Source organism: Pseudomonas sp. YQ_5 (genome assembly GCF_043103305.1).
GTDB classification, from domain to species: Bacteria; Pseudomonadota; Gammaproteobacteria; order Pseudomonadales; family Pseudomonadaceae; genus Aquipseudomonas; species Aquipseudomonas putida_Y.
In genome coordinates this window covers 1-25673 of the sequence record NZ_JBICJS010000089.1, presented here as the reverse complement: position 1 = coordinate 25673, position 25673 = coordinate 1, and the positions used below count along the sequence as shown (strand labels likewise).

15 protein-coding genes are annotated in these 25673 nt (G+C 63.6%); 3 read left to right on the top strand and 12 right to left on the bottom strand.

Going from position 1 to position 25673, the window contains the following annotated elements; translation table 11 throughout:
• Positions 1-48: 48 nt before the first annotated feature.
• The 4 genes from ccoP to ccoN are packed head-to-tail and all read right to left on the bottom strand — an operon-like array spanning position 49 to position 3233.
• Positions 49-990: a cytochrome-c oxidase, cbb3-type subunit III gene (gene ccoP, locus ACF8EA_RS19840; RefSeq protein WP_021784452.1), complete on the bottom strand. Its 942-nt coding sequence runs from the start codon at positions 988-990 to the stop codon at positions 49-51.
• A complete protein-coding gene (locus ACF8EA_RS19835; protein WP_021784453.1) occupies positions 987-1181 on the bottom strand; it encodes a cbb3-type cytochrome c oxidase subunit 3 in 195 nt (64 codons plus the stop codon). Before ACF8EA_RS19835 ends, ccoP begins: the two co-directional genes overlap by 4 nt.
• Positions 1182-1186: 5 nt before the next feature.
• Positions 1187-1795 (bottom strand): cytochrome-c oxidase, cbb3-type subunit II, encoded by a 609-nt coding sequence (gene ccoO / locus ACF8EA_RS19830; protein ID WP_003254281.1) that lies wholly within the window; start codon positions 1793-1795, stop codon positions 1187-1189.
• A gap of 13 nt (positions 1796-1808) precedes the next feature.
• Positions 1809-3233: a cytochrome-c oxidase, cbb3-type subunit I gene (gene ccoN / locus ACF8EA_RS19825; RefSeq protein WP_003254280.1), complete on the bottom strand. Its 1425-nt coding sequence runs from the start codon at positions 3231-3233 to the stop codon at positions 1809-1811.
• Positions 3234-3283: 50 nt separating this feature from the next.
• Between ccoN and ACF8EA_RS19820 the strand changes: the two genes are divergently transcribed.
• The gene (locus ACF8EA_RS19820) at positions 3284-3976 is read left to right on the top strand and encodes an alpha/beta family hydrolase (protein ID WP_021784455.1); all 693 of its coding nucleotides are present in this window, start codon (positions 3284-3286) and stop codon (positions 3974-3976) included.
• A 113-nt stretch (positions 3977-4089) separates the two neighbouring features.
• Here ACF8EA_RS19820 and ACF8EA_RS19815 read toward each other — a convergent pair whose 3' ends face one another.
• The gene (locus ACF8EA_RS19815; RefSeq protein WP_021784456.1) at positions 4090-4374 is read right to left on the bottom strand and encodes a pyrimidine/purine nucleoside phosphorylase; all 285 of its coding nucleotides are present in this window, start codon (positions 4372-4374) and stop codon (positions 4090-4092) included.
• A 74-nt stretch (positions 4375-4448) separates the two neighbouring features.
• Positions 4449-5000: an exonuclease domain-containing protein gene (locus tag ACF8EA_RS19810; RefSeq protein ID WP_176685184.1), complete on the bottom strand. Its 552-nt coding sequence runs from the start codon at positions 4998-5000 to the stop codon at positions 4449-4451.
• Between the two features lie 171 nt (positions 5001-5171).
• Between ACF8EA_RS19810 and ACF8EA_RS19805 the strand changes: the two genes are divergently transcribed.
• A complete protein-coding gene (locus ACF8EA_RS19805; protein WP_274118999.1) occupies positions 5172-5972 on the top strand; it encodes an ABC transporter substrate-binding protein in 801 nt (266 codons plus the stop codon).
• A gap of 40 nt (positions 5973-6012) precedes the next feature.
• Here ACF8EA_RS19805 and ACF8EA_RS19800 read toward each other — a convergent pair whose 3' ends face one another.
• On the bottom strand, positions 6013-6543 hold the full coding sequence (locus ACF8EA_RS19800; protein WP_021784459.1) for an RNA polymerase factor sigma-70: 531 nt from the start codon (positions 6541-6543) through the stop codon (positions 6013-6015).
• A gap of 308 nt (positions 6544-6851) precedes the next feature.
• Between ACF8EA_RS19800 and ACF8EA_RS19795 the strand changes: the two genes are divergently transcribed.
• Positions 6852-19805: a non-ribosomal peptide synthetase gene (locus ACF8EA_RS19795; protein WP_392523031.1), complete on the top strand. Its 12954-nt coding sequence runs from the start codon at positions 6852-6854 to the stop codon at positions 19803-19805.
• 42 nt (positions 19806-19847) lie between these two features.
• Here the strand turns inward: ACF8EA_RS19795 and ACF8EA_RS19790 are convergent, their stop codons facing one another.
• From ACF8EA_RS19790 to dsbD, 5 genes are all read right to left on the bottom strand, one after another.
• Positions 19848-20549, bottom strand: a complete 702-nt coding sequence (locus tag ACF8EA_RS19790) for an ATP-binding cassette domain-containing protein (protein ID WP_392523029.1) — start codon at positions 20547-20549, stop codon at positions 19848-19850.
• The gene (locus tag ACF8EA_RS19785; protein WP_392523027.1) at positions 20549-21286 is read right to left on the bottom strand and encodes a hypothetical protein; all 738 of its coding nucleotides are present in this window, start codon (positions 21284-21286) and stop codon (positions 20549-20551) included. The genes ACF8EA_RS19790 and ACF8EA_RS19785 overlap by 1 nt, the downstream gene beginning before the upstream one ends.
• Positions 21287-22099: 813 nt before the next feature.
• Positions 22100-22864 (bottom strand): thiol:disulfide interchange protein DsbG, encoded by a 765-nt coding sequence (gene dsbG, locus ACF8EA_RS19780; protein ID WP_392523026.1) that lies wholly within the window; start codon positions 22862-22864, stop codon positions 22100-22102.
• A gap of 1 nt (position 22865) precedes the next feature.
• A complete protein-coding gene (locus tag ACF8EA_RS19775) occupies positions 22866-23702 on the bottom strand; it encodes a TlpA disulfide reductase family protein (protein WP_274148012.1) in 837 nt (278 codons plus the stop codon).
• Positions 23702-25417: a protein-disulfide reductase DsbD gene (dsbD, locus tag ACF8EA_RS19770; protein ID WP_274148013.1), complete on the bottom strand. Its 1716-nt coding sequence runs from the start codon at positions 25415-25417 to the stop codon at positions 23702-23704. The genes ACF8EA_RS19775 and dsbD overlap by 1 nt, the downstream gene beginning before the upstream one ends.
• Positions 25418-25673: the final 256 nt, after the last annotated feature.

Here is a 25673-nt window from a genome sequence, read left to right as displayed (position 1 = left end):
GCGCGGGCGGCGCTCGATCTCACAGGCGCCAAATCCCTTTCGGCGAACTCACTGTGCAGTCACAGTCTCGGCCGAACCCTCCCGCGACAGGCTATACACATAAGCCGCCAGCAAGTGCACCTTGTCGTTGCCCTGGATTTCGGCCTGTGCCGGCATCTGCCCCTGGCGGCCATAACGAATGGTCTGCTGCAGCTGGGCAAAGCTCGAACCGTAGATGAACGCCTGCGGGTGGGTCAGGTTCGGTGCGCCCATGGCGGGCGTACCTTTGCCTTCCGGCCCGTGGCAGGCCACGCAGTTGGCAGCAAAGATCTTCTGCCCGTTCTCGACGTCGGCCTTCGCGCCCTCAGGCAATGTGCGGCCATCGAGTTTGCTGACCACGAATGCAGCCACATCAGCCACGCCCTGGTCACCGATCACTTCGGCCCAGGCCGGCATCACGCCATGGCGCCCGCCCATGATGGTGGTCTTGATGGTTTCCGGATCGCCGCCCCAGCGCCAGTCACTGTCGGTGAGGTTGGGGAAGCCAAAGGCGCCCTTGGCATCGGAACCGTGGCACACCGAGCAGTTTGAGGCAAACAGGCGACTGCCCATTTTCAGCGCCTGCGGGTCCTTTGCCACTTCTTCTACGGGCATGGCGGCGTATTTGGCGAAGATCGGACCGAACCTGGCATCGGCCTTGTCCATTTCCTTCTGCCATTCGTTGGCGCCGGTCCAGCCATTTTCATAGCCCGGCAGGATGCCTTTCCAGTTGCCCAGGCCCGGGTAGAGGATCAAATAGCCGACCGAGAACACCAAGGTGCCAACGAACAGCCAGAACCACCACTTGGGCAGCGGGTTGTCGTACTCCTCGATGCCGTCGAAGCTATGGCCCATGGTCTCGTCAGTGGTGTTGTTGCTCTGGCCCTTGCGCGTGGCGAGCAGCAGCCAGGTCAGGCCAATCAGGCTACCGATGGTCAGTACGCTGATGTACGTACTCCAGAACGTGGTCATTGCCCGTTACTCCTTTTTGCAGCAGGCTCCTGCCCGGCAGGGGGCAGGCGGTCGTCGACGAAGGGCAGCAGGCGCGCTTCGGCGAAATCACGGTCGCGGCGGCGGTTGAAGACCCACAGGGTGAGGCCGATGAAGGCAATCATCACCACCAGGGTGCCCAGCCCGCGGATCATGCCGATGTCCATTTCCATCGCACTCACCTCTTGTTCTTGATCGCGGTGCCGAGCACCTGCAGGTAGGCGACCAGCGCATCCATCTCGGTCTTGCCCTTGACCGCTTCGCGGGCGCCGGCAATGTCGTCGTCGGTGTACGGCACGCCCAGGGTGCGCAGGGTGCGCATCTTGACGTCGGTGTGGCTGTTGTCGACCTGCTGGGCAACCAGCCACGGGTAGGATGGCATCTTCGACTCCGGCACCACGTTGCGCGGGTTGTACAGGTGCGCACGGTGCCAGTCGTCCGAGTAGCGGCCACCGACCCGGGCCAGGTCCGGCCCGGTGCGCTTGGAACCCCACAGGAACGGGTGGTCCCACACGCTTTCACCGGCCACCGAGTAGTGGCCGTAACGCTCGGTTTCGGCGCGGAACGGGCGGATCATCTGCGAGTGGCAGCCCACGCAGCCTTCGCGGATGTAGACATCGCGGCCTTCCAGTTGCAGCGCGGTATAGGGCTTCATGCCCTCCACCGGTTTGTTGGTGACGTCCTGGAAGAACAGCGGGACGATCTGGGTCAGGCCGCCGATGCTGACGGCAAATACCATCAGCAGGGCCATCAGGCCGACGTTTTTCTCGATGACTTCATGTTTCATCAGGCGTTTCTCCTCAAGCCAACTGGGCGTTCGCAGGGGCGACGTCAAGCGCTGGCGAACGTACGGTGCGCCAGGTGTTCCAGGCCATCAGGAACATGCCGCTGAGGAAGATCGCGCCGCCGACGAAGCGCACGACGAAGCCTGGGTGGCTGGCCACCAAAGTTTCCACGAACGAGTAGGTCAGCGTGCCGTCGCTGTTGACCGCGCGCCACATCAGGCCCTGGGCGATGCCGTTGACCCACATCGAGGCGATGTACAGTACGGTACCGATGGTGGCCAGCCAGAAGTGCGCATTGATCAGGCCGAGGCTGTACATGCGTTCTTTGCCGAACACTTTGGGGATGGTGTGGTACAGCGCGCCGATCGAGATCATCGCTACCCAGCCGAGAGCGCCGGCGTGGACGTGGCCGATGGTCCAGTCGGTGTAGTGGGACAGGGCGTTGACCGTCTTGATGGCCATCATTGGCCCTTCGAAGGTGGACATGCCGTAGAACGCCAGTGACACCACCAGGAAGCGCAGGATCGGATCGCTGCGCAGTTTGTGCCAGGCGCCCGACAGGGTCATCATGCCGTTGATCATCCCGCCCCAGCTGGGTGCCAGCAGGATCAGCGACATCACCATGCCCAGCGACTGCGCCCAGTCGGGCAGGGCGGTGTAATGCAGGTGGTGAGGGCCGGCCCAGATGTACAGGGTGATCAGCGCCCAGAAGTGCACGATCGACAAGCGATACGAATACACTGGCCGTTCGGCCTGCTTGGGCACGTAGTAGTACATCATCCCCAGGAAGCCTGCGGTCAGGAAGAAGCCCACCGCGTTATGGCCGTACCACCACTGCACCATGGCATCGGTGGCGCCTGCGTAGACCGAATAGGATTTGGTCAGGCTGACCGGCAGCTCCAGGTTGTTGACGATGTGCAGCAGCGCCACGGTCAGGATGAAGGCGCCGAAGAACCAGTTGCCGACGTAGATGTGTTTGGTGTTGCGCTTCATCAGCGTGCCGAAGAACACGATGGCGTAACCCACCCAGACGATGGTGATCAGAATGTCGATCGGCCATTCCAGTTCGGCGTATTCCTTGGAGCTGGTGTAGCCCAGCGGCAGGCTGATGGCCGCCAGCAGGATAACCAGTTGCCAGCCCCAGAACGTGAACGCGGCCAGGCCCGGTGCGAACAGGGTGGTCTGGCAGGTGCGTTGCACCGAATAATAGGAGGTGGCGAACAGTGCGCAGCCGCCGAACGCGAAGATCACCGCATTGGTATGCAGGGGGCGCAGGCGGCCGAAGCTGGTCCAGGGGAGGTCGAAGTTGAGGGACGGCCAGGCGAGCTGGGCGGCGATGAAGACGCCGAGCCCCATCCCGACGATTCCCCACACCACCGTCATGATGGCGAATTGGCGGACCACCTTGTAGTTATAGGCGGTACTGCTGGTTGTGTTCATGTATGGGTTCCCATCCACGGTTATTTGGCAGGCTTTACAGCGAGGCAAGCATGATTAATGGGCAAAGTGCCGGTATTGACGGGGATCAATGGGCGAAGGTCGCAAATGTCCCAGGCTTGCGCTGCGATCCTCCGCCGGTTGAAGGTAAAGAGGGCTACAAGGGGTGCCTGATCCTGGCCCATGGCGCGGGCGCGCCGATGGACAGCGGGTTCATGGACGAAATGGCGCAAAGGCTTGCGGCTCTTGGGGTAGCGGTAGTGCGCTTCGAGTTCCCGTACATGGCCGAGCGCAGGGTTACCGGTGGCAAGCGGCCGCCTAACCCGCAGAAGGTGTTGCTTGAATGCTGGCGCGAGGTGTACCGGCAAGTGCGACCTTTGGTCGCGGGCAAGCTGGCCGTGGGTGGCAAGTCCATGGGGGGGCGCATGGCGAGCCTGCTGGCCGACGAACTGGGCGCGGATGCGCTGGTGTGCCTGGGTTATCCATTCTATGCGGTGGGTAAACCCGAGAAGCCACGGGTAGAGCACCTGGCCGAGTTGAAAACACCGACGTTGATCGTGCAGGGCGAGCGGGATGCGCTGGGTAACCGCGAGGCGGTGGCGGGGTATGCGTTGTCGCCGGCGATCGAGGTGAGCTGGCTAGTGGCGGGGGACCATGACCTGAAGCCGTTGAAGGCTTCGGGGTTCAGCCATGAGCAGCATTTGCAGGCGGCGGCTGAACGTGTTGCTGATTTCCTGAAGGATTAGTGCTGGATTCTTCGCGGGTAAACCCGCTCCCACAGGATGGTCACAGGGTCCGAGGACGGTGATACACCTGAGGGAGCGGGTTCACTCGCGAAGAGGCCGGCACAGGCCGACGCTTAGTCGCGGTACTCGCACAGGTAGGCCGTATCCACCGCCACTTTCAGCTGGAACTTGCTGTCGGCGGCAACATTGAACTTGTCGCCTGCCTTGAAGGTTTCCCAGTTGTCGCTACCTGGCAGTTTCACGGTCAGCGCGCCCGATACCACATGCATGATCTCGCGCTTGGCAGTGCCGAATTCGTATTCGCCCGGAGCCATGACGCCGACAGTGGCCGGGCCTTCTTCGCCCGAGAATGCGATCGACTTGACGGTGCCGTTGAAGTACTCGTTGACCTGGAACATGGGCGACTCCTGAAAAGAGGTGATGAAAAAGGGCTGGCCAGTATGCCCAAGCCCACAGGCCTCGTCATCTGCTTTCAGGGGCTGTTGGCGGGCAGGCTCAACGGTAATAGCCGCGCCGTGTTGCGCGCATCTTCCAGGGCCCTGTGCTGTTGCCCGCAAAAGTGCATGCCGGCCAGTTGCAGGGCGCCGTTCAGGCCGGTGGGGCGCTGCAGGTGGCGGGCCTTGGCAAAGCGTTGCTTGAGGTTGATGTGCGGCAATGTGCGCAGCAGGCTGTCGAGGCCGTGCTGCTGCCACTCCTGGTGCAGTTGCTGGCGGTCGTAGTCGCCCCAGCTGACCCAGGCCTGAAGCTGCCCGCGGTGGTGCCCCAGCCAGCGCTCGAAGCTTGCCCACACCTCGCGAAACGGCGCGGCGTTGTCCACGTCGGCCTGGCTGATGTGGGTCAGCTCGCGGCAGAACGGGGTAAGCTGCGGCCGCCGCCGTGGCTTTACAAAACGCTGGAAATGGTCGACCTCGCGGCCTTCGCGGGTAACCAGGCTTGCGCCAATTTCAATGACTTCCATCTCTGTGACCGGCCACCCACCATCGTCGGTGGTGGCTTCCAGGTCGATCACCAACCAATGGCCCATACCAGGCTCCCTTGCAGATCCTGCTAGAGCGTAGCCAATGTCTGGGCATACGGCATCCTATGGCATTTTGCCGCCTGCTTTGGCACAAAGAGCAGACGCCAGTAGTTGTGCCGCCCCTGGAAAACGCCTAGCTTAGGCGCATACAGGCATAAACCGTGATGAGTGTCCGTCTTGACTCCAGTGCCCGGCCTCAAGGCCTTGTCCACCCTGATGCTGCTGGCCGTGTTCTGGTTGGCGGCACCGGTATGGGCTGGCGAAGCGGTCGAAGTGAAGATTGGCGCGGCCCATTTCCCGCCTTACACGGTGCGCCCCGAGCAAGGCGCCGATACCGGTTTGCTGCCGCAGTTGGTCAATGCACTCAACCGGGCGCAGCAGCGCTATCACTTCGTTCTTGTGCCTACGTCTATCCAGCGGCGCTTCGGTGACTTCCAGCAGGGCCGCACCGACATGGCAATTTTCGAGAACCCACAATGGGGCTGGGAGCAGATTGCCCATCAGGCCGTGGACATGGGTCTGGAAGATGCCGAAGTGTTCGTTGCCCGTCAGGCAAATGGCAATGATCCACATTACTTCGATGACCTGCGCGGCAAACGCCTGGCATTGTTCAACGGCTACCACTACGCGTTCGCCGGCTTCAACGCTGACCCGAATTACCTGCGCAAGACATACAACGCGACCCTGACCTATTCCCACGACAGCAACCTGCTGATGGTGCAGGCCGGCCGCGCCGATATCGCCCTGGTCACGCGCTCCTACCTCAGCGATTTCCTGGCACGCAACCCGGCGAGCAGGGCTCAACTGGTGCCTTCGCAGCGTATTGACCAGGTCTATCACCACTACGCCTTGCTGCGCCCAGAGGCGCCTATTGATGAGCAGTCGTTCGCTGCCCTGCTGCGTGGCCTGCGTGACAGTGGTGAGCTGGCGCGGATCTTCGACCCCTACCGCATCACAGTCAGCACGCGCAGGCCTTGATTCCCGCCCGATGGCATCGCCAATGTTGTCGAAGAGTAACTCAGGCTTGCCGGTTGGCGGTCTTGCGGCAATGCACCAATGCATCGCGAATCATGAAGTTGACCAAGGTCGGTGACACCCCCAGTTCCTTCGCAATGTCCTTCTGCGGTACGCCATGCAGGCGGTACATCTCGAACGCATAGCGGGTACGTTGCGGCAGCTCGTTCAGCGCCTGGGCAATGTCGTCCAGTGCGGCAAGGTTGATATGGGTGGCTTCGGGCGAGGCATTCTGGATAACCACATTCAGGCCTTCCTCCTCACTGCCGGAGTACTTCAGCTCCATTGTCTGCTTGCGGTAGTGGTCGATCGCAAGGTTGCGCACGATCTGGAACAGGTAGCTCAGCTGCGCCTTGAATGACGAGGTGATCTGCGGGGCAGCACCGAGCCGGAAGAAGGCGTCCTGCACCACATCCTCGGCGCGGGAGCGGCAGCCAGTGATGCGGGCAGCGATCTTGACCAGGATGTTGCGGTTGTCGACGAAGGCCTGCAGTAATGGTGAATCGCACTTACTTGTGGATAGTTGTTCCGCCATGGAAATCACCTTGTCACAGAGAGGAAAGGAGGCACCCAAAGCTGGGAAGCTTCCTACGACGTGCGACAAATTATGTAGAATGATAATGATTGTCAAATGCGAAACTAAATTATTATTGCGTATTGCTGTCCCAAGGGGGCATGCCCCCAGGTATGCCTCCAGCCTTCACGCAGCCCCACACCCTCGCCCCCGCTAATTTCTGCCCCCGTCCATCCGTTCCCCTGTGTACATCCCCGGTCGCCGCTCGCTGCCCGCCGCTGTTCGCGGCGCAGTCGGCACGCCCTAACAGACACTGGCAGGAACACCCCATGACGGACGCCTTCGAACTCCCGCTCTCGCTGGTCCAGGCCCTGGCGCAACGCGCCGCGCAGACCCCGGACAGGATTGCTCTGCGCTTTCTCTCCGACGCCCCCGGCGAGCAGGCCGTGCTCAGCTACCGGGACCTCGACCAGCGTGCGCGCACCATCGCTGCTGCCTTGCAGGCGCGCGCCAGCTTCGGTGACCGTGCCGTGTTGCTGTTCCCCAGCGGGCCGGATTACGTGGCGGCGTTCTTCGGTTGCCTGTACGCAGGCGTGATCGCGGTGCCGGCTTACCCGCCGGAGTCCGCGCGCCAGCATCATCAGGAGCGTTTGCTGTCGATCATCGCCGACGCCGGGCCGCGCCTGCTGCTGACCGTGGCGGCGCTGCACGACCAACTGCAAGGCCTGGAGGCGCTTGCGGCAGACGACACGCCCGAGTTGCTGGCCGTGGACGGCCTGGACCCGGCGCTGGCCGCGACCTGGCGTGAGCCCGCACTCAAGGGCGAGGACATCGCCTTCCTGCAGTACACCTCCGGTTCCACCGCGCTGCCCAAGGGCGTGCAGGTCAGCCATGGCAACCTGGTGGCCAACGAGCAACTGATCCGCCAAGGCTTCGGCATCGACCTCAATCCCGACGACGTGATCGTCAGCTGGTTGCCGCTATACCACGACATGGGGCTGATCGGCGGCCTGTTGCAGCCGATCTTCAGCGGTGTGCCTTGCGTGCTGATGTCGCCAGGGTTCTTCCTGTCCCGGCCGCTGCGTTGGTTGCAGGCCATCAGCGACTACGGTGGCACCATCAGCGGCGGGCCTGACTTTGCCTACCGCCTGTGCAGCGAGCGGGTGAGCGAGGCTTCGCTGGCTGGGCTCGACCTGAGCCGCTGGCGCGTAGCCTATTCGGGCTCCGAGCCAATCCGCCAGGACAGCCTGGCCACCTTTGCCGACAAGTTCCAGGCCTGCGGTTTCGACCCGCACAGCTTCTTCGCCAGTTATGGCCTGGCCGAAGCCACCCTGTTCGTCAGCGGCAGCCGCCGTGGACAGGGTATCCCCGCGCTTGAGCTGGATGCCAAAGCCTTCGCCGCCAACCGCGCCGAACCCGGCACTGGCAGCGTGCTGATGAGTTGCGGCTTCCCGCAGCCGGGGCACGCGATACGCATCGTCGAGCCGCAACAACTGCAAGTGCTGGGCGACAACCAGGTGGGGGAAATTTGGGCAGGCGGCCCGAGCATCGCCCTGGGCTACTGGCGCAACCCAGAAGCCAGCGCTCGCACCTTCGTCGAAATGGATGGCCAGACCTGGCTGCGTACCGGCGACCTGGGCTTCATGCGTGAAGGCGAGGTATTCGTCACCGGGCGCCTGAAAGACATGCTGATCGTGCGTGGGCAGAACCTTTACCCGCAAGACCTGGAGAAAACCCTCGAACGTGAAGTGCAGGTGCTGCGTAAAGGCCGGGTGGCGGTGTTCGCCGTCGAGCATCAAGGCGAGGAGGGCATCGGTGTCGCGGTGGAGGTCAGCCGCAACGTGCAAAAGGCACTCAAGCCCCAGGACCTGATCAAGACCCTCCGACAGGTCATCGCCGATGCCTGCCGGCAGGCCCCCGCCGTGGTCCTGTTGCTGAACCCCGGCGCGCTGCCGAAGACCTCCAGCGGCAAGTTGCAACGCGCTGCCTGCCGCCTGCGCATGGACGATGGCAGCCTGGACTGCTATGCCCGTTTCCCTGAGGCAAGCGAAGCCGGTGCCGGTGCAACCGCTGGCGATGAGCTGCAAGCACGCATCGCGGGTGTGTGGCGCGAGATCCTCAAGGTAGAGGCGGTGGCCGCGGACGACCACTTCCTGTTGCTGGGCGGTAACTCCATCGCCGCCACCCAGGCCACAGCGCGCCTGGCCGATGAGTTGGGTATCGACCTGAGCCTGCGCATGCTGTTCGAGGCGCCGGTACTGGCCGACTACAGCAAGGCCGTGGCACAGATCATCGCCGATGGCGCCGCAGGCACCGTGGCCATCACCACGCTGGAGCGCGCCCAGGCGTTGCCCCAGTCGCTGGCGCAGAACCGCTTGTGGCTGCTGTGGCTGCTGGAACCGCAATCAGCGGCCTACAACATTCCCGCCGGCTTGCACCTGCGCGGCGAGCTTAATGTCGACGCTCTAAAAGTGGCCTTCCAGGCACTGGTGGCGCGCCATGAATCGCTGCGTACCGTGTTCAGCGAAGAGAATGGCCAGGCGCTGCAGCGTATCCTGCCGCAACAGCCGTTAAGCCTGCACCGCCTGGACCTTGAAGGGCACTCGCCCGAGCAGGTTGCCGCGCAGCGTGAAACCGAGGCCCGCCAGCCGTTCGACCTCTCCCAGGGCCCGTTGCTGCGGGTGACCCTGGCGCGGCTGGACGATGAAGACCATCAACTGTGGGTGACTTTGCACCACATCGTCGCTGACGGCTGGTCGCTGAACATCCTCCTCGATGAGTTCGCCAAACTGTATGCCGCCCACTGCCAGGGCCTGGAGGCCAACCTGTCGCCGCTGCCCCTGGGTTACGCCGACTACGGCAGCTGGCAGCGGCAATGGCTGGCCGAAGGCGAAGCCGAGCGGCAGCTGCAGTATTGGCAGGCGCGCCTGGGCGATGAACTGCCGGTGCTCGACCTGTGCACCGATCATCCACGTGCCAGCCAGCGCGACCATCGCGCCGCCCGTTTCAGCTTCAAGGTGCCGGCCAAGCTTACTGAAGCGCTCAAGGGCCTTGCCCGCGAGCAGCAGGCCAGCCTGTTCATGGTCCTGCTGGCAGGTTGGCAGGCGCTGCTGCACCGCTACAGCGGCCAGCCCGATATCCGCGTCGGTGTGCCCAATGCCAACCGCCCGCGTATGGAAACTCAGGGCTTGGTCGGTTTTTTCATCAATACCCAGGTGCTGCGCGCGCAATTCGATGGCCGTCTGTCGTTCGCACAGTTGCTGGCCCAGGTCCGTCAAGCCACCCTGGAAGCCCAGGCCAACCAGGACCTGCCATTCGAGCAGCTGGTCGAAGCCTTGCCAGAGGCCCGTGAGCAAGGTCTGTTCCAGGTCATGTTCAACCACCAGCAACGCGACCTGTCAGCCCTGCGGCGTCTGCCGGGGCTGTTGGCCGAAGAGCTGCCGTGGCACAGCCGTGAAGCCAAGTTCGACTTGCAGTTGCACAGTGAGGAAGACCATCTGGGCCGCCTGAGCCTGGCCTTCGACTACGCCGCGGAGCTGTTCGAAGCCAGCACCGTCGAACGTCTGGCCCATCACCTGCTGGTCCTGCTGGAACAGGCGTGTGCCGCGCCGCAGCAGGCGCTGGGAGAGGTGCAATTGCTGGATGAGCACGGCCGTGCGCAGCTGCTGGGTTGGGGCCAGGCACCGGCCGCCGCAGCGCAGCACCTGTTGGTCGAACAACTCAATGAGCAGGCACGCCTTACGCCGCAGCGTACCGCCCTGATCTGGGACGGCGGCAGCCTGGATTACGCCGGGCTGCACCAGCAAGCCAACCGGCTGGCCCACTACCTGCGTGACAAAGGCGTCGGCCCCGATACCTGTGTGGCCATTGCCATCGAGCGCTCGCCGCAATTGCTGGTTGGCCTGCTAGCCATTCTCAAGGCTGGCGGTGCCTACGTGCCGCTGGATGTCGATTACCCTGCCGAACGCCTGGCCTACATGCTGGCCGACTGCGACGCCCGTTTGCTACTGAGCCACAGCAGCCTGCTGGGCAAGCTGCCGCAGGTCGACGGTGTCAGCGCCATTGCCCTCGACCAGTTGCACCTGGACAGCTGGCCCAGCCATGCCCCCGGCCTGCACCTGCACGGCGACAACCTGGCCTACGTTATCTATACCTCCGGCTCCACCGGGCAGCCCAAGGGCGTAGGCAATACCCATGCGGCGCTGGCCGAGCGGCTGCAGTGGATGCAGACGACCTATGCGCTGAATGACAACGACGTGCTGATGCAGAAGGCGCCGATCAGCTTCGACGTCTCGGTGTGGGAATGCTTCTGGCCGTTGGTCACCGGCTGCAAGCTGGTGCTCGCCGGCCATGGTGAACACCGCGACCCACAGCGTATCGCTGCCCTGGTGCAGGCCCATGGGGTGACCACGCTGCACTTTGTACCGCCGCTGTTGCAGGTGTTCGTCCAGGAGCCGCAGGCAGGTGCCTGCAGTAGCTTGCGCCGGCTGTTCTCAGGTGGCGAAGCGTTGTCCGCCACGCTGCGTGACCGCGTGCTGCAGGTGCTGCCGCAGGTGCAGTTGCACAACCGGTACGGCCCGACCGAAACCGCCATCAACGTCACCCACTGGCACTGCCAGGTGGCGGACGGCGAGCGCTCGCCCATCGGCCGCCCGCTGGGCAATGTGCTGTGCCGCGTGCTGGACGATGAGCTGGAACTGAGCGCCCCCGGTGTGCCGGGCGAACTGTACCTCGGTGGCGCGGGCCTGGCCCGGGGTTACCTGGGCCGCCCCGGCCTCACTGCCGAGCGCTTCGTACCCCAGGCCGACGGCAATGGTCAGCGTCTGTACCGCAGTGGCGATCGCGCCCGCTGGCAGGTTCAGCTGGAGGCCCTGGAATACCTTGGCCGCCTCGACCAGCAGGTAAAGGTGCGTGGTTTTCGCGTCGAGCCAGAGGAAGTTCAGGCCTGCCTGCTGGCACAGGCGGGTGTGGAACAGGCGCTGGTGCTGATACACAAGGACGCCGTTGGCGCGCAACTGGTCGGCTATTACAGTGGCAGCGCCCAGCCTGCCGAGGTGCTGGCCGTGCTGGCTGAGCAATTGCCAGCCTACATGGTGCCGGCGCAACTCATCCCTTTGGCACAGATGCCACTGGGCCCCAGCGGCAAGGTCGACCGCAAGGCACTGCCTGCTCCAGTGTGGCAGCAGCGTGAGCATGTCGAGCCACGAACCGAGCTGCAACAACAGGTCGCGGCCATCTGGCGCGACGTGTTGAATTTGCCGCGCATTGGCCTGCAGGACGACTTCTTCGCCCTCGGTGGCCACTCGTTGCTGGCGACTCAGATCGTTTCGCGCACTCGCCAGGCCTGCGATGTCGAGCTGCCGCTCAAGGCCCTGTTCGAAGCCAGCGAATTGGGCGCCTTCTGTGCCGAGATCGCCCACCTGCGCGCGGCCGGCGAGCGCAATCTGCAAGGTGCAATCGCCCGTGTCGACCGCCGTCAGGCGGTGCCGCTGTCGTACTCGCAGCAGCGAATGTGGTTCCTCTGGCAGATGGAGCCGGATAGCCCGGCGTACAACGTCGGCGGCATGGCACGCCTGCGCGGCACCCTGCATATAGACGCTTTCGAGCGTGCGCTGCAGGCGCTGATCGTGCGCCACGAAACCTTGCGCACCACGTTCCCCAGCATCGACGGGGTGCCGTACCAGTGTGTGGCTGAAGACAGTGGCCTGCATCTCGACTGGCAAGACTTCAGTGTGTTGTCAGTCGATGCCCGCCAGCAACGTTTGCAACAATTGGCCGACGACCAGGCGCACCAGCCATTCGACCTGGAGCGTGGTCCGCTGCTGCGCGCCTGTCTGGCCAAGGCCGACGAGCGCGAGCACTTCTTCGTGCTGACGCTGCACCACATCGTCACCGAAGGCTGGGCCATGGACATCTTCGCCCGCGAGCTGGGCGAGCTGTACGAAGCCTTTGTCGATGACCGCGAATCGCCACTGGCGCCGCTGCCGGTGCAGTACCTGGACTACAGCGTGTGGCAACGGCAATGGCTGGAAAGCGGCGAGGGCGCGCGCCAGTTGGCCTACTGGAAGGCTCGCCTGGGCGATGAACACCCGGTATTGGCCTTGCCCGCCGACCGCCCGCGGCCGGCTGTGCAAAGCCACCGTGGCGAGCTGTACCGCTTCGACCTCGACCCGGCCCTGGTCGCCCGCGTGCATGCTTTCAACAGCCAGCGCGGCCTGACCCTGTTCATGACCATGACCGCCACCCTGGCCGCCTTGCTGCACCGCTACAGCGGCCAGCGCGACCTGCGCATCGGCGCGCCGGTGGCCAACCGCATCCGCCCGGAAAGCGAAGGGCTGATCGGCGCCTTCCTCAATACCCAGGTGCTGCGCTGCGAGCTGGACGGGCAGATGACCGCCGCGCAGTTGTTGGAGCAGATGCGTCAGGCCGCCATCGAAGGCCAGTCGCACCAGGACCTGCCGTTTGACCAGTTGGTGGAGGCCTTGCAGCCGCCGCGCAGCAGCGCCTACAACCCACTGTTCCAGGTGATGTGCAACGTGCAGCGCTGGGCTTTTCAGCAAAGCCGCAGCTTGGCCGGCATGCAGGTGGATTACCTGGTCAATGACGCCAGCGCCACCAAGTTCGACCTGTACCTGGAGGTGACCGACCTCGACGGTCGTCTGGGTTGCTGCCTGACCTACAGCCGCGACCTGTTCGACGAGCCGCGCATCGCGCGCATGGCCGAGCATTGGCAGCAACTGCTGGTCGGCCTGCTGGACAACCCGCAACAGCGCCTGTGCGAGCTGCCGATGCTGAGCAGCGCCGAGCAGCAGGTGCTGGTGGGCCAGTTGCAGGGCGAGCACGATTTCGACCTCGACCAGACCTTGCACGGCCTGTTCGCCGCCCAGGCCGCGCGTACGCCACAGGCTGGTGCGTTGACCTTTGCCGGCCAGCACATGACCTATGCCGAACTCGACCAACAGGCCAACCGCCTGGCCCGCGCCCTGCGCGAGCGTGGTGTCGGCCCGCAGGTGCGCGTGGGCCTGGCCCTGGAGCGATCGCTGGAAATGGTGGTTGGCCTGCTGGCCATCCTCAAGGCCGGCGGCGCTTATGTACCGCTCGACCCCGAGTACCCGCTCGACCGCCTGCGCTACATGATCGAAGACAGCCGCATCGGCTTGCTGCTGAGTCAGCGCGCGTTGCTGCAAGCCGTGGGCGAGCTGCCTGAAGGCGTGGCCAGCTGGAGCCTGGAAGACGATGCCGCCAGCCTGGCGGCCTACAGCGATGCGCCGCTGGACAACCTCAGCCTGCCGCAGCACCAGGCTTACCTGATCTACACCTCAGGCTCCACCGGCAAACCCAAGGGCGTGGTGGTCAGCCATGGCGAGTTCGCCATGCACTGCCAGGCGGTGATCGCGGCATTCGGCATGCGCAGCGATGACTGCGAACTGCATTTCTATTCGATCAATTTCGACGCTGCCAGCGAGCGCCTGTGGGCGCCGCTGCTGTGCGGCGCCCGTGTGGTGCTGCGCGCCCAAGGGCAGTGGGGGGCCGAGGAAATCTGCCAACTGGTGCGTGAGCAGCAGGTGAGCATCCTCGGTTTCACCCCTAGCTACGGCAGCCAACTGGCCCAGTACCTGGGTGGGCAGGGCGAACCGTTGCCGGTGCGCTTGGTGATCACCGGCGGCGAAGCGCTGACCGGCGAGCACCTGCAACGCATCCGCCAGGCCTTTGCGCCGCAGCAGTGCTTCAATGCCTACGGCCCGACCGAAACCGTGGTCATGCCGCTGGCTTGCCAGGCGCCAGAGGCCTTGCCAGCAGACCTTGGCAGCGTACCGATCGGCCGCGTCATCGGTAGCCGTACGGCCTACATCCTCGACGAGGATCTGGCTTTGTTGCCGCAAGGCGGCATTGGCGAGCTGTATGTCGGCGGTGCCGGCCTGGCGCAGGGTTACCATGACCGACCAGGCCTCACTGCCGAGCGCTTTGTCGCCGACCCGTTCAGTGCCGAAGGCGGGCGCCTGTACCGTACCGGCGACCTGGTACGTCTGGGTACTGATGGCCTGGTGGAGTATCTCGGCCGTGCTGATCAGCAGGTAAAGATCCGCGGCTTCCGCATCGAGCTGGGCGAAATCGAGAGCCGCCTTCAGGCCCACGACGATGTCGACGAGGCCGTCGTGCAGGCGCTGGACTTGCCGGGCGGCAAGCAGTTGGTGGGCTACTTGGTGTGCAGGCAGGCCACTGCCGGTAGCGAGGCGCAAAACCTGCTGCGCGAAGCGGTGAAAGCCGATGCCCGCCAGCACCTGCCCGATTACATGGTGCCTGCGCACCTGGTGCTGCTCGACAGCCTGCCGCTGATGGGCAACGGCAAACTCGACCGCCGTGCGCTGCCGCTGCCGGACCTTGAGCAGGCGCGGCAGCAATACCAGGCCCCTGGCAATGAGGTGGAAGCACAGCTGGCGCAGATCTGGCGCGATGTGCTCAACGTTGCCCGGGTCGGCGTGCAGGACAATTTCTTCGAGCTGGGGGGCGACTCGATCCTGTCGATTCAGGTGGTCAGCCGCGCCCGGCAGGCCGGCTTGCAATTCACCCCGCGCGATCTGTTCCAGCATCAGACCATCCAGACCCTGGCGGCTGTGGTTCAGCTCAGCGAAGCCGTGAGCACGGTCGAGCAGGGCCTGCGCCAGGGCCAGGCCGGGCTGACGCCGATCCAGCACTGGTTCTTCGACAGTGACGTGCCAAAGCCGCAACACTGGAACCAGGCTGTGCTGCTGGAGCCGCGCCAACCCTTGGATGAGGCCACCCTTGAACAGGCGTTGGCTGCGCTGGTGCAGCACCATGACAGCCTGCGCCTGCGCTTCAGCGACGCCCAGGGCCGCTGGCAGGCCCAGTACGTGCAGCCTGGCGCCGAGCAACTGCTGTGGAGCGCCACTGTCGCCGATTTCAATGATTGTCAGGCACTCTACACCGACGTGCAGCGCAGCCTGGACCTGCAACAGGGGCCGCTGCTGCGCGCCTTGCTGGTGCGTGACGGGCAGGGCACCCAGCGGTTGTTGCTGGCGATCCATCACCTGGTGGTTGATGGTGTGTCCTGGCGGGTGCTGCTGGAAGACCTGCAGGCGCTGTACCGTGGCCTGCCTCTGCCGGCCAAGACCCACGCCGTCGGCGACTGGGCGGCGCGCCTGGTCAGCTACGCCGGCAGCGATTCGCTGCGTGACGAACTGGCCTGGTGGCAAGGCCAGCTGGGCGGTGTGCGTCGCGAATTGCCGTGCGACCATCCGCAGGGCGGCAATTTGCATCGCCACGCTCAAACCCTGGCCATCGGCCTGGACGTGGAGCAGACCCGACAGCTGTTGCAACTGGCCCCGGCGGCTTACCACACCCAGGTCAACGACCTGCTGTTGACTGCACTGGCGCGGGCCTTGTGCCGCTGGAGCGGCGATGAAGAAGTGCTGGTGCAGCTCGAAGGCCATGGCCGTGACGGGTTGTTCGAAGACATGGACCTGACCCGCAGCGTCGGCTGGTTCACCAATGCCTACCCACTGAGCCTGCGTCCGCTGCCAGGTGAAGACGACGCGGCGCGGGCCGGTTCGATCAAGCGCATCAAGGAACAACTGCGCCATGTACCGCACAAGGGCCTGGGCTACGGCGTACTGCGCTACCTGGCGGATGCCGCCGGGCGCGAGCAGATGGCGGCCTTGCCGCAGGCGCGCATCACCTTCAACTACCTGGGCCAGTTCGACCAGCAGTTCGACAGTGCGGCCTTGTTCCAGCCCCTGGAAGCCCCGGCCGGGTTGGCGCATGATCTCGATGCGCCGTTGCCCAACTGGTTGAGCGTCGATGGCCAGGTGTATGGCGGTGCTCTGCAACTGCGCTGGACCTTCAGCGCCGAGCGCTACGACCAGCAGACTATCGCGGGTCTGGCTGAGGGCTATCGTCAGGAGCTGCTGGCGCTGGTCGCGCATTGTCTGGCCGATGGCAATGGCAGCTTCACCCCATCGGACTTCCCGCTGGCGCACCTGACTCAGGAGCAGATCGACGCATTGCCGGTCCCGGCCGCGCAGATCGAGGACGTTTACCCGCTGACGCCGATGCAGGAAGGCATGCTGTTGCACACCCTGTTGGAGCCGGGCACTGGCCTCTACTACATGCAGGACCGCTACCGCATCAACAGCGCGCTCGACCCCGAGCGTTTCGCCCAGGCCTGGCAGGCCGTGGTGGCGCGCCACGAAGCGTTGCGCGCCTCGTTCAGCTGGAACAGCGGCGAGGCGATGCTGCAGATCATCCACAAGCCGGGCAACCTGGCGGTGGACTACCAGGACTGGCGCGGCCTTGCCGACGATGCCCAGGAGCAGCGCCTGCAGGCCCTGCACAAGCAGGAGCGCGAGGCCGGCTTTGCCTTGCTCAGCGAGGCACCGTTCCACCTGCGCCTGGTGCGCGTGGCCGATGAACGCTACTGGTTCATGATGAGCAACCACCACATCCTTATCGATGCCTGGTGCCGCTCGCTGTTGATGAACGATTTCTTCGAGGTCTACCAGGCCCTTGGCGAAGGCCGTCAGGCCCAACTGCCGGTGCCGCCGCGTTACCGCGATTACATCGGTTGGCTGCAGCGCCAGGGCCTGGACGACGCACGCGCCTGGTGGCAGGCCAACCTGGCCGGCTTCGAACGTGCCACAGCCATCCCGAGCGACCGCCCGCTGCGCCATGATCACGCCGGTAGCGGCATGGTCGTCGGCGACTGCTACACCCGCCTGGAGGTGAGTGATGGTGTGCGTCTGCGCGAACTGGCCCAGGCTCATCAGCTCACCGTCAACACCTTCGCCCAGGCGGCCTGGGCCTTGGTGTTGGCGCGTTACAGCGGCGACCGCGATGTGGCCTTTGGCGTGACCGTAGCCGGTCGCCCGGTGAGCATGCCGCAGATGCAGCGCACCGTCGGCCTGTTCATCAACAGCGTGGCCCTGCGCGTGCAGTTGCCCGAGGCGGGTGAGCGCTGCAGTGTGCGCGAGTGGCTGCAAGGCCTGCTGCAAAGCAACATGGAGCTGCGCGAGTACGAATACCTGCCGCTGGTGGCGATCCAGGCGTGCAGCGAGTTGCCCAAGGGCCAGCCGCTGTTCGACAGCCTGTTCGTGTTCGAGAATGCGCCGGTTGAAACCGCCGTGCTCGATCACGCCCAGCACCTGAACGCCAGCTCCGACTCGGGCCGTACCCACACCAACTTCCCGCTGACGGCGGTGTGTTACCCGGGTGATGACCTGGGCCTGCACCTGTCGTTTGACCAGCGCTACTTCGACTACCCGACCGTCGAGCGCCTGCTGGCCGAATTCAAGCGCCTGCTGCTGGCGCTGGTAAAAGGCTTTGAAGGGGAGGTGAGCGAGCTACCGCTGTCGAGCGCCCAGGAGCAAGGCTTCCTGCTGGAGGACTGCAACCGGACCGAGCGGGTTTATCCACTTGAACAGAGCTACATCGCGCAGTTCGAAGCGCAGGTCGTGGCGCATCCACAGCGTACCGTGGCCCGCTGCCTGGAGGCATCCTATGACTACGCCAGGCTGAACCTGGCGGCCAACCGCCTGGGCCATGCGTTGGTGGCTGCCGGAGTCTGCGTGGACCAGCCAGTGGCACTGCTTGCCGAACGTGGGTTGCCGCTGCTGGGCATGATTGTCGGCAGCTTCAAGGCCGGCGCCGGCTACCTGCCGCTGGACCCGGGCCTGCCGGCGGCGCGCCTGCAAAGCATCATCCAGCTCAGCCGCACGCCAGTGTTGGTGTGCAGCGCGGCCTGCGCCGAGCAGGGACGGCAGTTGCTCGGTGAGTTGGAGGCTGCGCTGCGGCCGCAACTGCTGGTCTGGGAAGACGTCCAGGCCAACCCGATCGCAAGCCACAACCCGGGTATCCACAGTGGCCCGGACAACCTCGCCTACGTGATCTACACCTCAGGCTCGACCGGTCTGCCGAAAGGGGTGATGGTCGAGCAGCGCGGCATGCTCAACAATCAGCTGAGCAAGGTGCCGTACCTGGCCTTGAGCGAGCAGGACGTGATTGCCCAGACCGCCTCGCAAAGCTTCGACATCTCGGTCTGGCAGTTCCTGGCTGCGCCGCTGTTCGGCGCCAAGGTTGAGATCGTGCCTAATGCCATCGCCCACGACCCGCAAGGCCTGCTGGCGCACGTGCAGGCCACCGGCATCACCGTGCTGGAGAGCGTGCCGTCCCTGATCCAGGGCATGCTGGCCAGCGACCACCAGGCCCTCGACGGCCTACGCTGGATGCTGCCGACCGGCGAGGCCATGCCACCGGAGCTGGCGGCGCAGTGGCTGCAGCGCTACCCGCAGATCGGCCTGGTCAATGCCTATGGCCCGGCGGAGTGCTCGGATGACGTGGCGTTCTTCCGCGTCGATGCCGCCTCGACCCAAGGCAGCTACCTGCCAATCGGCACGCCAACCGATAACAACCGCCTGTACCTGTTCGGCGAGGACCAGAAGCTGGTGCCGCTGGGGGCGGTGGGCGAACTGTGCGTGGCGGGTACGGGTGTAGGCCGTGGCTACGTCGGTGACCCGGTGCGCACGGCACTGGCGTTCATTCCTCACCCTTACGGGGCACCGGGAGAGCGCCTGTACCGTACCGGTGACCTGGCGCGGCAACGCCCGGACGGCGTGCTGGAATATATCGGGCGCATCGACCACCAGGTGAAGATTCGCGGCTATCGCATCGAACTGGGCGAAATCGAGGCCCGGCTGCATGAGCAGGCGGAAATTCGCGATGCCGCTGTGGCGGTGCAGGAGGGCGTGAACGGCAAGCATCTGGTCGGCTACCTGGTGGCGCACCAGGGCGTCAGTGCCGATGCCGCGTTGCTGGAGCAGGTCAAGCAACGACTGCGTGCCGAGTTGCCGGAGTACATGGTGCCGTTGCATTGGGGCTGGTTCGACAGCTTGCCGCACAACGCCAACGGCAAGCTCGACCGCAAGGCCCTGCCAGCCATCGACATCGGCGTGCAGCATAGCCAGGCCTATCAGGCGCCACGTAACGACCTGGAGGATGTGTTGGCGGGCATCTGGGCCGATGTGCTCAAAGCCGAGCGGGTGGGGGTGTACGACAACTTCTTCGAGCTGGGCGGCCATTCATTACTGGCCACGCAGATCGCTTCGCGGGTGCAGAAGCAGCTACAGCTGAACGTGCCGCTGCGGGCGATGTTCGAGTGCAGCACGGTGGAGGCGTTGGCCGAGTATGTACAGGGGCTGCAGGGCAGTGCGCTGGATGATGACAAGGTCGACCGGCTCAGTGACCTGATGGCGGAGCTGGAGGGGCTGTGATGGGCAGGGGCGCCTGGCGCCCCCTCTCAATGGCCACGGTACCTAGACCGAAGCATTGATAAAGGCTTCATCCAGCGATTTGGCATGGTGGCGTTCCATGAACTGTCCACCACTGTCAAACGCTTCCAGTCGCTTGTTTGCGAGCATATAAAAGCGCTGGCAGTTTTTCGTGATTTCCTCTGTGTAATGAGAAGCTATCAGCACACTCGCGCCTTCCGCGCACGCGCTTTTTATACCGAGCCATATATAATGTCGAAATTCAGGGTCCACGCCAGCCGTTGGCTCGTCAAGAATGATCAAGTCACTGTTTAAAAGCAACAAGGTCAGCGTGAAGTAGCTGCGAATTTCACCGTAGCTGCAATTGGCGGCTTTTTTCTTGGCAATTTCTGCATATCGCTTGGACAGTGACGGGGACCATTTGCCTAGTTTCGAGAGAATCTCTGTGTGATCTGGGGAAACGTTGGGGGTCAGGCTGGTGATTAGCTTGCCCGCTTCGTCCATGCGCAGTAAGGGGGGCGGTGTAAGGATTTGGGTCAAATAGGCCTGACGCCTGGATACATTGGAAATGGTGCCTTTCGCCGGTTTCTTTATTTTACAGATGAGGTCGAAAAGGGTTGTCTTTCCGGCCCCGTTGTTGCCCAGAATGCCAACCAGTTCCCCCGCTTTTATAGTGAGTTCAATGTCGTTCAGTAACGGCTTTTCGCTGTATCCGAAGTGAAGGTTGTTTATAGTTAAAATGTCCATCAGTATCGGCTCCATATGGGTTGGATTCTGAAATACCTTCCGGTCAGGTATGTCGAGGCTGCAGAGGCCGAAAGTGCAATCAGGAAACTGTTGAGAAGGGGCATTTCGCCATGGAAGATCTGCGCGCTTAAAAAGAGCGGGTTGATCAGCGTTAGCGCCTGCGAAGCATCGTGCCCCATTGTGGCGCCGTTGTATCCGGAGACCAGCATGAGAAATGACATGAGCGAAAAAAGGGTGCTGGCCGTGCTGAATTTTATCGGCAGCGCAGCGATCCCCAGGCCGATACAGGTGAACATGAGGTAACTGGTGTAAAAGCATGCCATCAGATAGAGGAATTCAGGGAGTGAGTAGTGACCTCGCAAGGGTTTGGTCAAGAGGTAAAATAGTGTGGCGTAAAGTGAGCTCAATAATAAATAGCTGAGTGTATGGGCCGTCAGGAATAGCTTGATTGCACCGTGTTGGTAGATGAAGGACCGCGTGAAGCCACTTTCCCTTCTGCCGATAAGGTAGAAGCTGAATCCAAAGAACGCGAGGGTGGCAGAGATGTATGAGTAGAACCAGGCGGCTGAAGCGGTATAGGTTGAGGTTGCATGCGTTGGGTTGGTGATGATGTAGAGTATGCAAGGGGCCAGCGCTGACCAAAGAAGCGATGTGGGCTCCCTCAAGTGCTCAGTGGTCAAGATTCTTGTGATACTCGTGATTTTTTTTGCGCTGCGGATAAAGTGGTTTGGGTTCATGGGTGGACCATTTTGGTGTCATGGTTGCGTGTTATTTGATTTTGCAGTGAGTGTCGAAGCCAATGCCACGAGGTTAATGCCATATTGATTTTTCATGAGTGCCTCCTGGTTTTTGGTTTGTCTGAAATGTACGGGTATGGAGGTTTAGGCGTTCGGCTGTTTCAAGTCAATCTTTCAGTGGGGGTGGCGTGGCTGGAAGTGATATTGGAATGTTTGGTTTAAAGCTATTTTTGTGGGAAAATTCTTCAGAAGGGTCTTACTTAAGTCTGATAATGTTTTTTGGGGTTTATTTTTTCTTCTAATTGTGTGAGAAATTTCGGTTTTTGATGCTCGAATACTCTGTCGTGAACGTCCGAGTGTTCTTTGTTGTGCGTGTGTGTGGGATTTGAATAAGGGAAGCAAGCAGACGATGTTTAGCGAAGGGGCGTGCCGAATAATTGTTTCTAGATATGTTGAGTGGCAGATTTAAATCTGCGCGGGGTAGCTTTGCCGGGCCTGGAGATCTACTGCTTGCGAAAGAACGGCCTGCGTCCAATCACCAATGTGTGTCCACTCCCGATCAGCGTAGGAGCGGGTTTACCCGCGAATACAATGGCGGCGGCAACGGTGAACGGCTGGTGGAAATTGGCCAGCAGGTCCGGCCCTTTCGCGGGTAAACCCGCTCCTACACTTGACCGCGCAGGCCTTGCGATCACAATCCAGCCGTTAGCGCGAGCCCCGTAGGAGCGGGTTCACCCGCGAACACCGGCGTAGCCGGTGCCATGCCCCGCGTCATCTGCTTCGCGGCGCTCTATCTGTGCCCCACCACATGCACTAGCGCTTGCCCAGAATCTTCCCAAGCATCTCCGGCCGTGGTGCCCCTTGCTGGCTTTGCAGGTTGCCTTGCTCATCCTGATAGAAAATGGCCGGGGTCGCCTGCAACCCCATCTCTTCCATCAACGCCATGTTCGCCGCCAGCTTCTGTTGCACAGCCTCTGGCACCTGTTCCAGCGCCTTCAGGGTGCTGGCCTTGCCGGCCTTCTCGTGCTGTTGCAGTGCCTTGGCCGGATCTTTCGCTGCCAGCAGCGCCGCCGACTTGCCCGGGCTGTCCTCACGGATGATGCCGACCATGATATGGCGCAACTGCACCTTGCCCGACTCTACCCACGGCCGCGCCTGTTCCCAGAACATGTTGCAGTACGGGCAGTTCGGGTCGCTGAACAGGTACACCTTGCGCGGTGCATCGGCCTTGCCGTCGGCGATCCACGCAGTTTTTTCCATTTTCGCCCAGATTTCCTTGCTCATCGGCGCGTATACCAGCTTTTGCAGCGGCTCGGCGCTCAGGTCTTTGCCCTGTTCGTCGAACAGGCTGCCGACCAGTACATGCTTGCCATCGGGGGTCAGGTACAGGGCCAGGGCGTTGTTCTGGTACTCGGCGGCATAACCGCGCAGGCCGTTGGGCGCATCGAAGCTGCCCTTGATCACGGCGCCCTTGGCTTGCAGCTGCTGAACCGCCTTGGGCAGTTCTTCGGCCTGCAGGGCAGGGGAGGCCAGCAGGGCCAGGGACAGGGGCAGGGGCAGCAGTGCAGTCAATCGCATGTCAGTTTCCTTGTGCGGCAGGGGCGGGCGCAATGGCCCGGTCGAAAGGTTCCAGGGCGTGGCGCAGGCTGGCCCGGGACAGTTCGCCCAGGTGGCTGCCGACCAGACGCCCGTTGGCGTCGTAGAACAGGGTGGTGGGCAAGGCCATGGAGCCGACGCGCTGGGCTAGCAGGCCGGTGCCGTCGAACAGCACGTGTGTCAGGCTCAGGCCGGTGGTGGCGAGGAAGGTGCTGACGTTTTCCGGGGTCTCTCCCTGATTGACGAACAGGAAGGTCACGTGCGGGTAAGCGCTTTGTGCCTGTTGCAGCACGGGCATCTCACGCCGACACGGTGGGCACCAGGTGGCCCAGATGTTGATAACCAGCGGCTTGCCGCGGTAGCTGTGCAATGCCACGGCCTGGCCGCTGGCGTTGCGCAGGCTCAGGTCGGGCAGCTCGGTGCCTTTGCTGTACAGGTGGCCGCCGAGGCTGGCCAGGCCCCAGAACAGTGCGCCGCTGAACAGAGCCCAGCCTAGCGGGCGGCGCAGGCCGGGGTGGCGCCAGCCCTGCCATAGGGCTCCGAGCACGATGCCGACAAGGCCCGACCAGAACAGGAAGCCGCCGTCACGGATGTCGATCATTTGCAGCGGGTCGTCCTGGTACATCGGCCAATAGGCCAGCACGAAGCCGGCGCGGGCACACAGCAGGCCGATCAGGAACAGGTTGAACAGCGCCGATTCCGGGCTCTCGCCGCCACGTCGGGCAACCCACCAGCCGACAATGCTGGCAATCACCAGGGCGGTGAGCATCAGCAGGTGGTTGAGGGCCATGGTCAGTGGCCCGAGTGTTATGGTCAGCATCAGCCTTGGCTCCTGGTCTGGGCCCAGTGTTGCTGGAACGCTGCTGCATCAACTTCACCGGTGATGCGCCGCGCGCGTCGTTCTTCGCCTTCCGGGCCGATCCAGATGATGCTAGGCGGGCCGGGTACCTGGTAGCGCTGCAGCAGGGCCTTGCTGGCCGGGCTGTCGGCGGTCACGTCCAGGCGCAGCAGGTGCACGTTGGCCAGGCCGGCCTGCACGTCGCTGCGGGCGAACACCTGTTTTTCCATGACCTTGCACGACACGCACCAGTCGGCATAGTAGTCGAGCATCACCCACTGGCCGCGGGCTTTGGCCGCATCCAGCTCACGTTGCAGGTCTTCGGGGCGGCTGATGGTGACGAAGCTGTCCTCGGCATGCAGGCCAGCGGCCGCTGTGCTGTCCCCCCCGGTGAACGGGCGTAGCGGCTGCCAGAGGTCGTCGCCGCCGGCTGCCGCACCGACCAGCAACAGGCCGCCCCACAGGGCGCCCAACAGCGGTACGGCGCGCAACGCCGGCAGGCGCTGCAGGCCCGGCCAGGCGGCCCAGGCCAGGGCGATCAGCCAGGCGCCGCTCAGTGCCAGCAGCAAGGTAGCGGGCAGCAGGCTGCGCACGGTGTACAGCGCCATGGCCAGGAACACGAAGCCGAACACACCCTTGACCCGGTTCATCCATGCACCTGGGCGCGGCAGATAACGGTTGCCCAGGGTTACCAGCAACAGCATCGGCACGCCCATGCCCAGGCCGAGGCTGAACAGCACCAAGGCCCCTTGCAGCACGTCGCCGCTCTGGGCGATGTACAGCAGTGCGCCGGCCAGTGGTGCGGTCATGCACGGACCGAGCAGCAGGCCAGACAACGCGCCCAGCAACGCCGCGCCATACAGGTTGCCGCCACGGGTACCTTGCCCGGCGCGGTCCAGGCGGTCGCGCACGACGGCGGGTAATTGCAGTTCAAAGGCACCGAACATCGGCAGCGCCAGCAACACGAACAGGCCCGCCAGGCTGCCCAGCAGCCAGGGTTGCTGCAGCCAGGCCTGAAGGCTGGCGCCCAGCAGCGCGGCAACCACACCCAGGGCGGCGTACACCAGCGCCATGCTCAGCACATACACCCCCGCCAGCAGCCAGCCGCGCCGGGCACTGGCGCCATTGCCCAGCACCAGCCCGGCAAGGATCGGCAGCATCGGCAGCGAGCAGGGGGTGAAGGCCAGCAGGAGTCCAAGGCCGAAGAACGCCAGCAGGCTCCAGGCCAGGTGGCCTTGCTGAAGGTTACTGGCCAAGGCCTGGTCGCTGGCTTGCTCGGCGGCTGGCGCCACACTGCCGCCCAGGTCGATCAGCGTGGTTTGCGGGGGGTAGCACAGGCCGGCGTCGGCGCAGCCCTGCCAGCCCAGGCGCAATTGGCCCTGGGCAGTGGCCGGCAGCAGCAGTTCGAGCTGGTCGCGGTACACCGCGCTGTCACCGAAGAACTCGTCATGGTGGTTGAGCGCTGGCGGCAGCTGCGGGTGTTGCTCGGCAGGCAGGCCGTCGAACTTCAGGCGCTTCTGGTACAGGTAGTACCCCTGCTTGATCTGGAAGTACAGGCGCATCTGGCCGTCGGCCTGGCGGTCGTGGGTGAGCACGAAGGCTTGGTCAACCGGCAGGAAGTCTGGTTTCACGTCGAACGGGTTGGCTTGCAACGGGCCGGCCAGTAGTAGTGTGAGGAAGAGCAGGAGAACGCGCATGTCTTCGCCTTGGCAGATCGGGGAATGGGGCCATGCTGGCTGGGGTTGATTAAATGAAGGTTAACGCTGGTTTTTGGGCTGGGAGAGCATAAGGGCTTACAGGGGTTCGTCGCGGCATTTTCAGCGCCTGGGGGATCGAGCGCCGCCCGCGCGGCGCATCGCGAGCTGCGCTCGCTCCTACGTTTGTTTCGGGCCAGTTATTTCTGTGAAATTTGCGCGCGTACGCCTTGGCGCATGGCGCGATATCGCGTCGTAC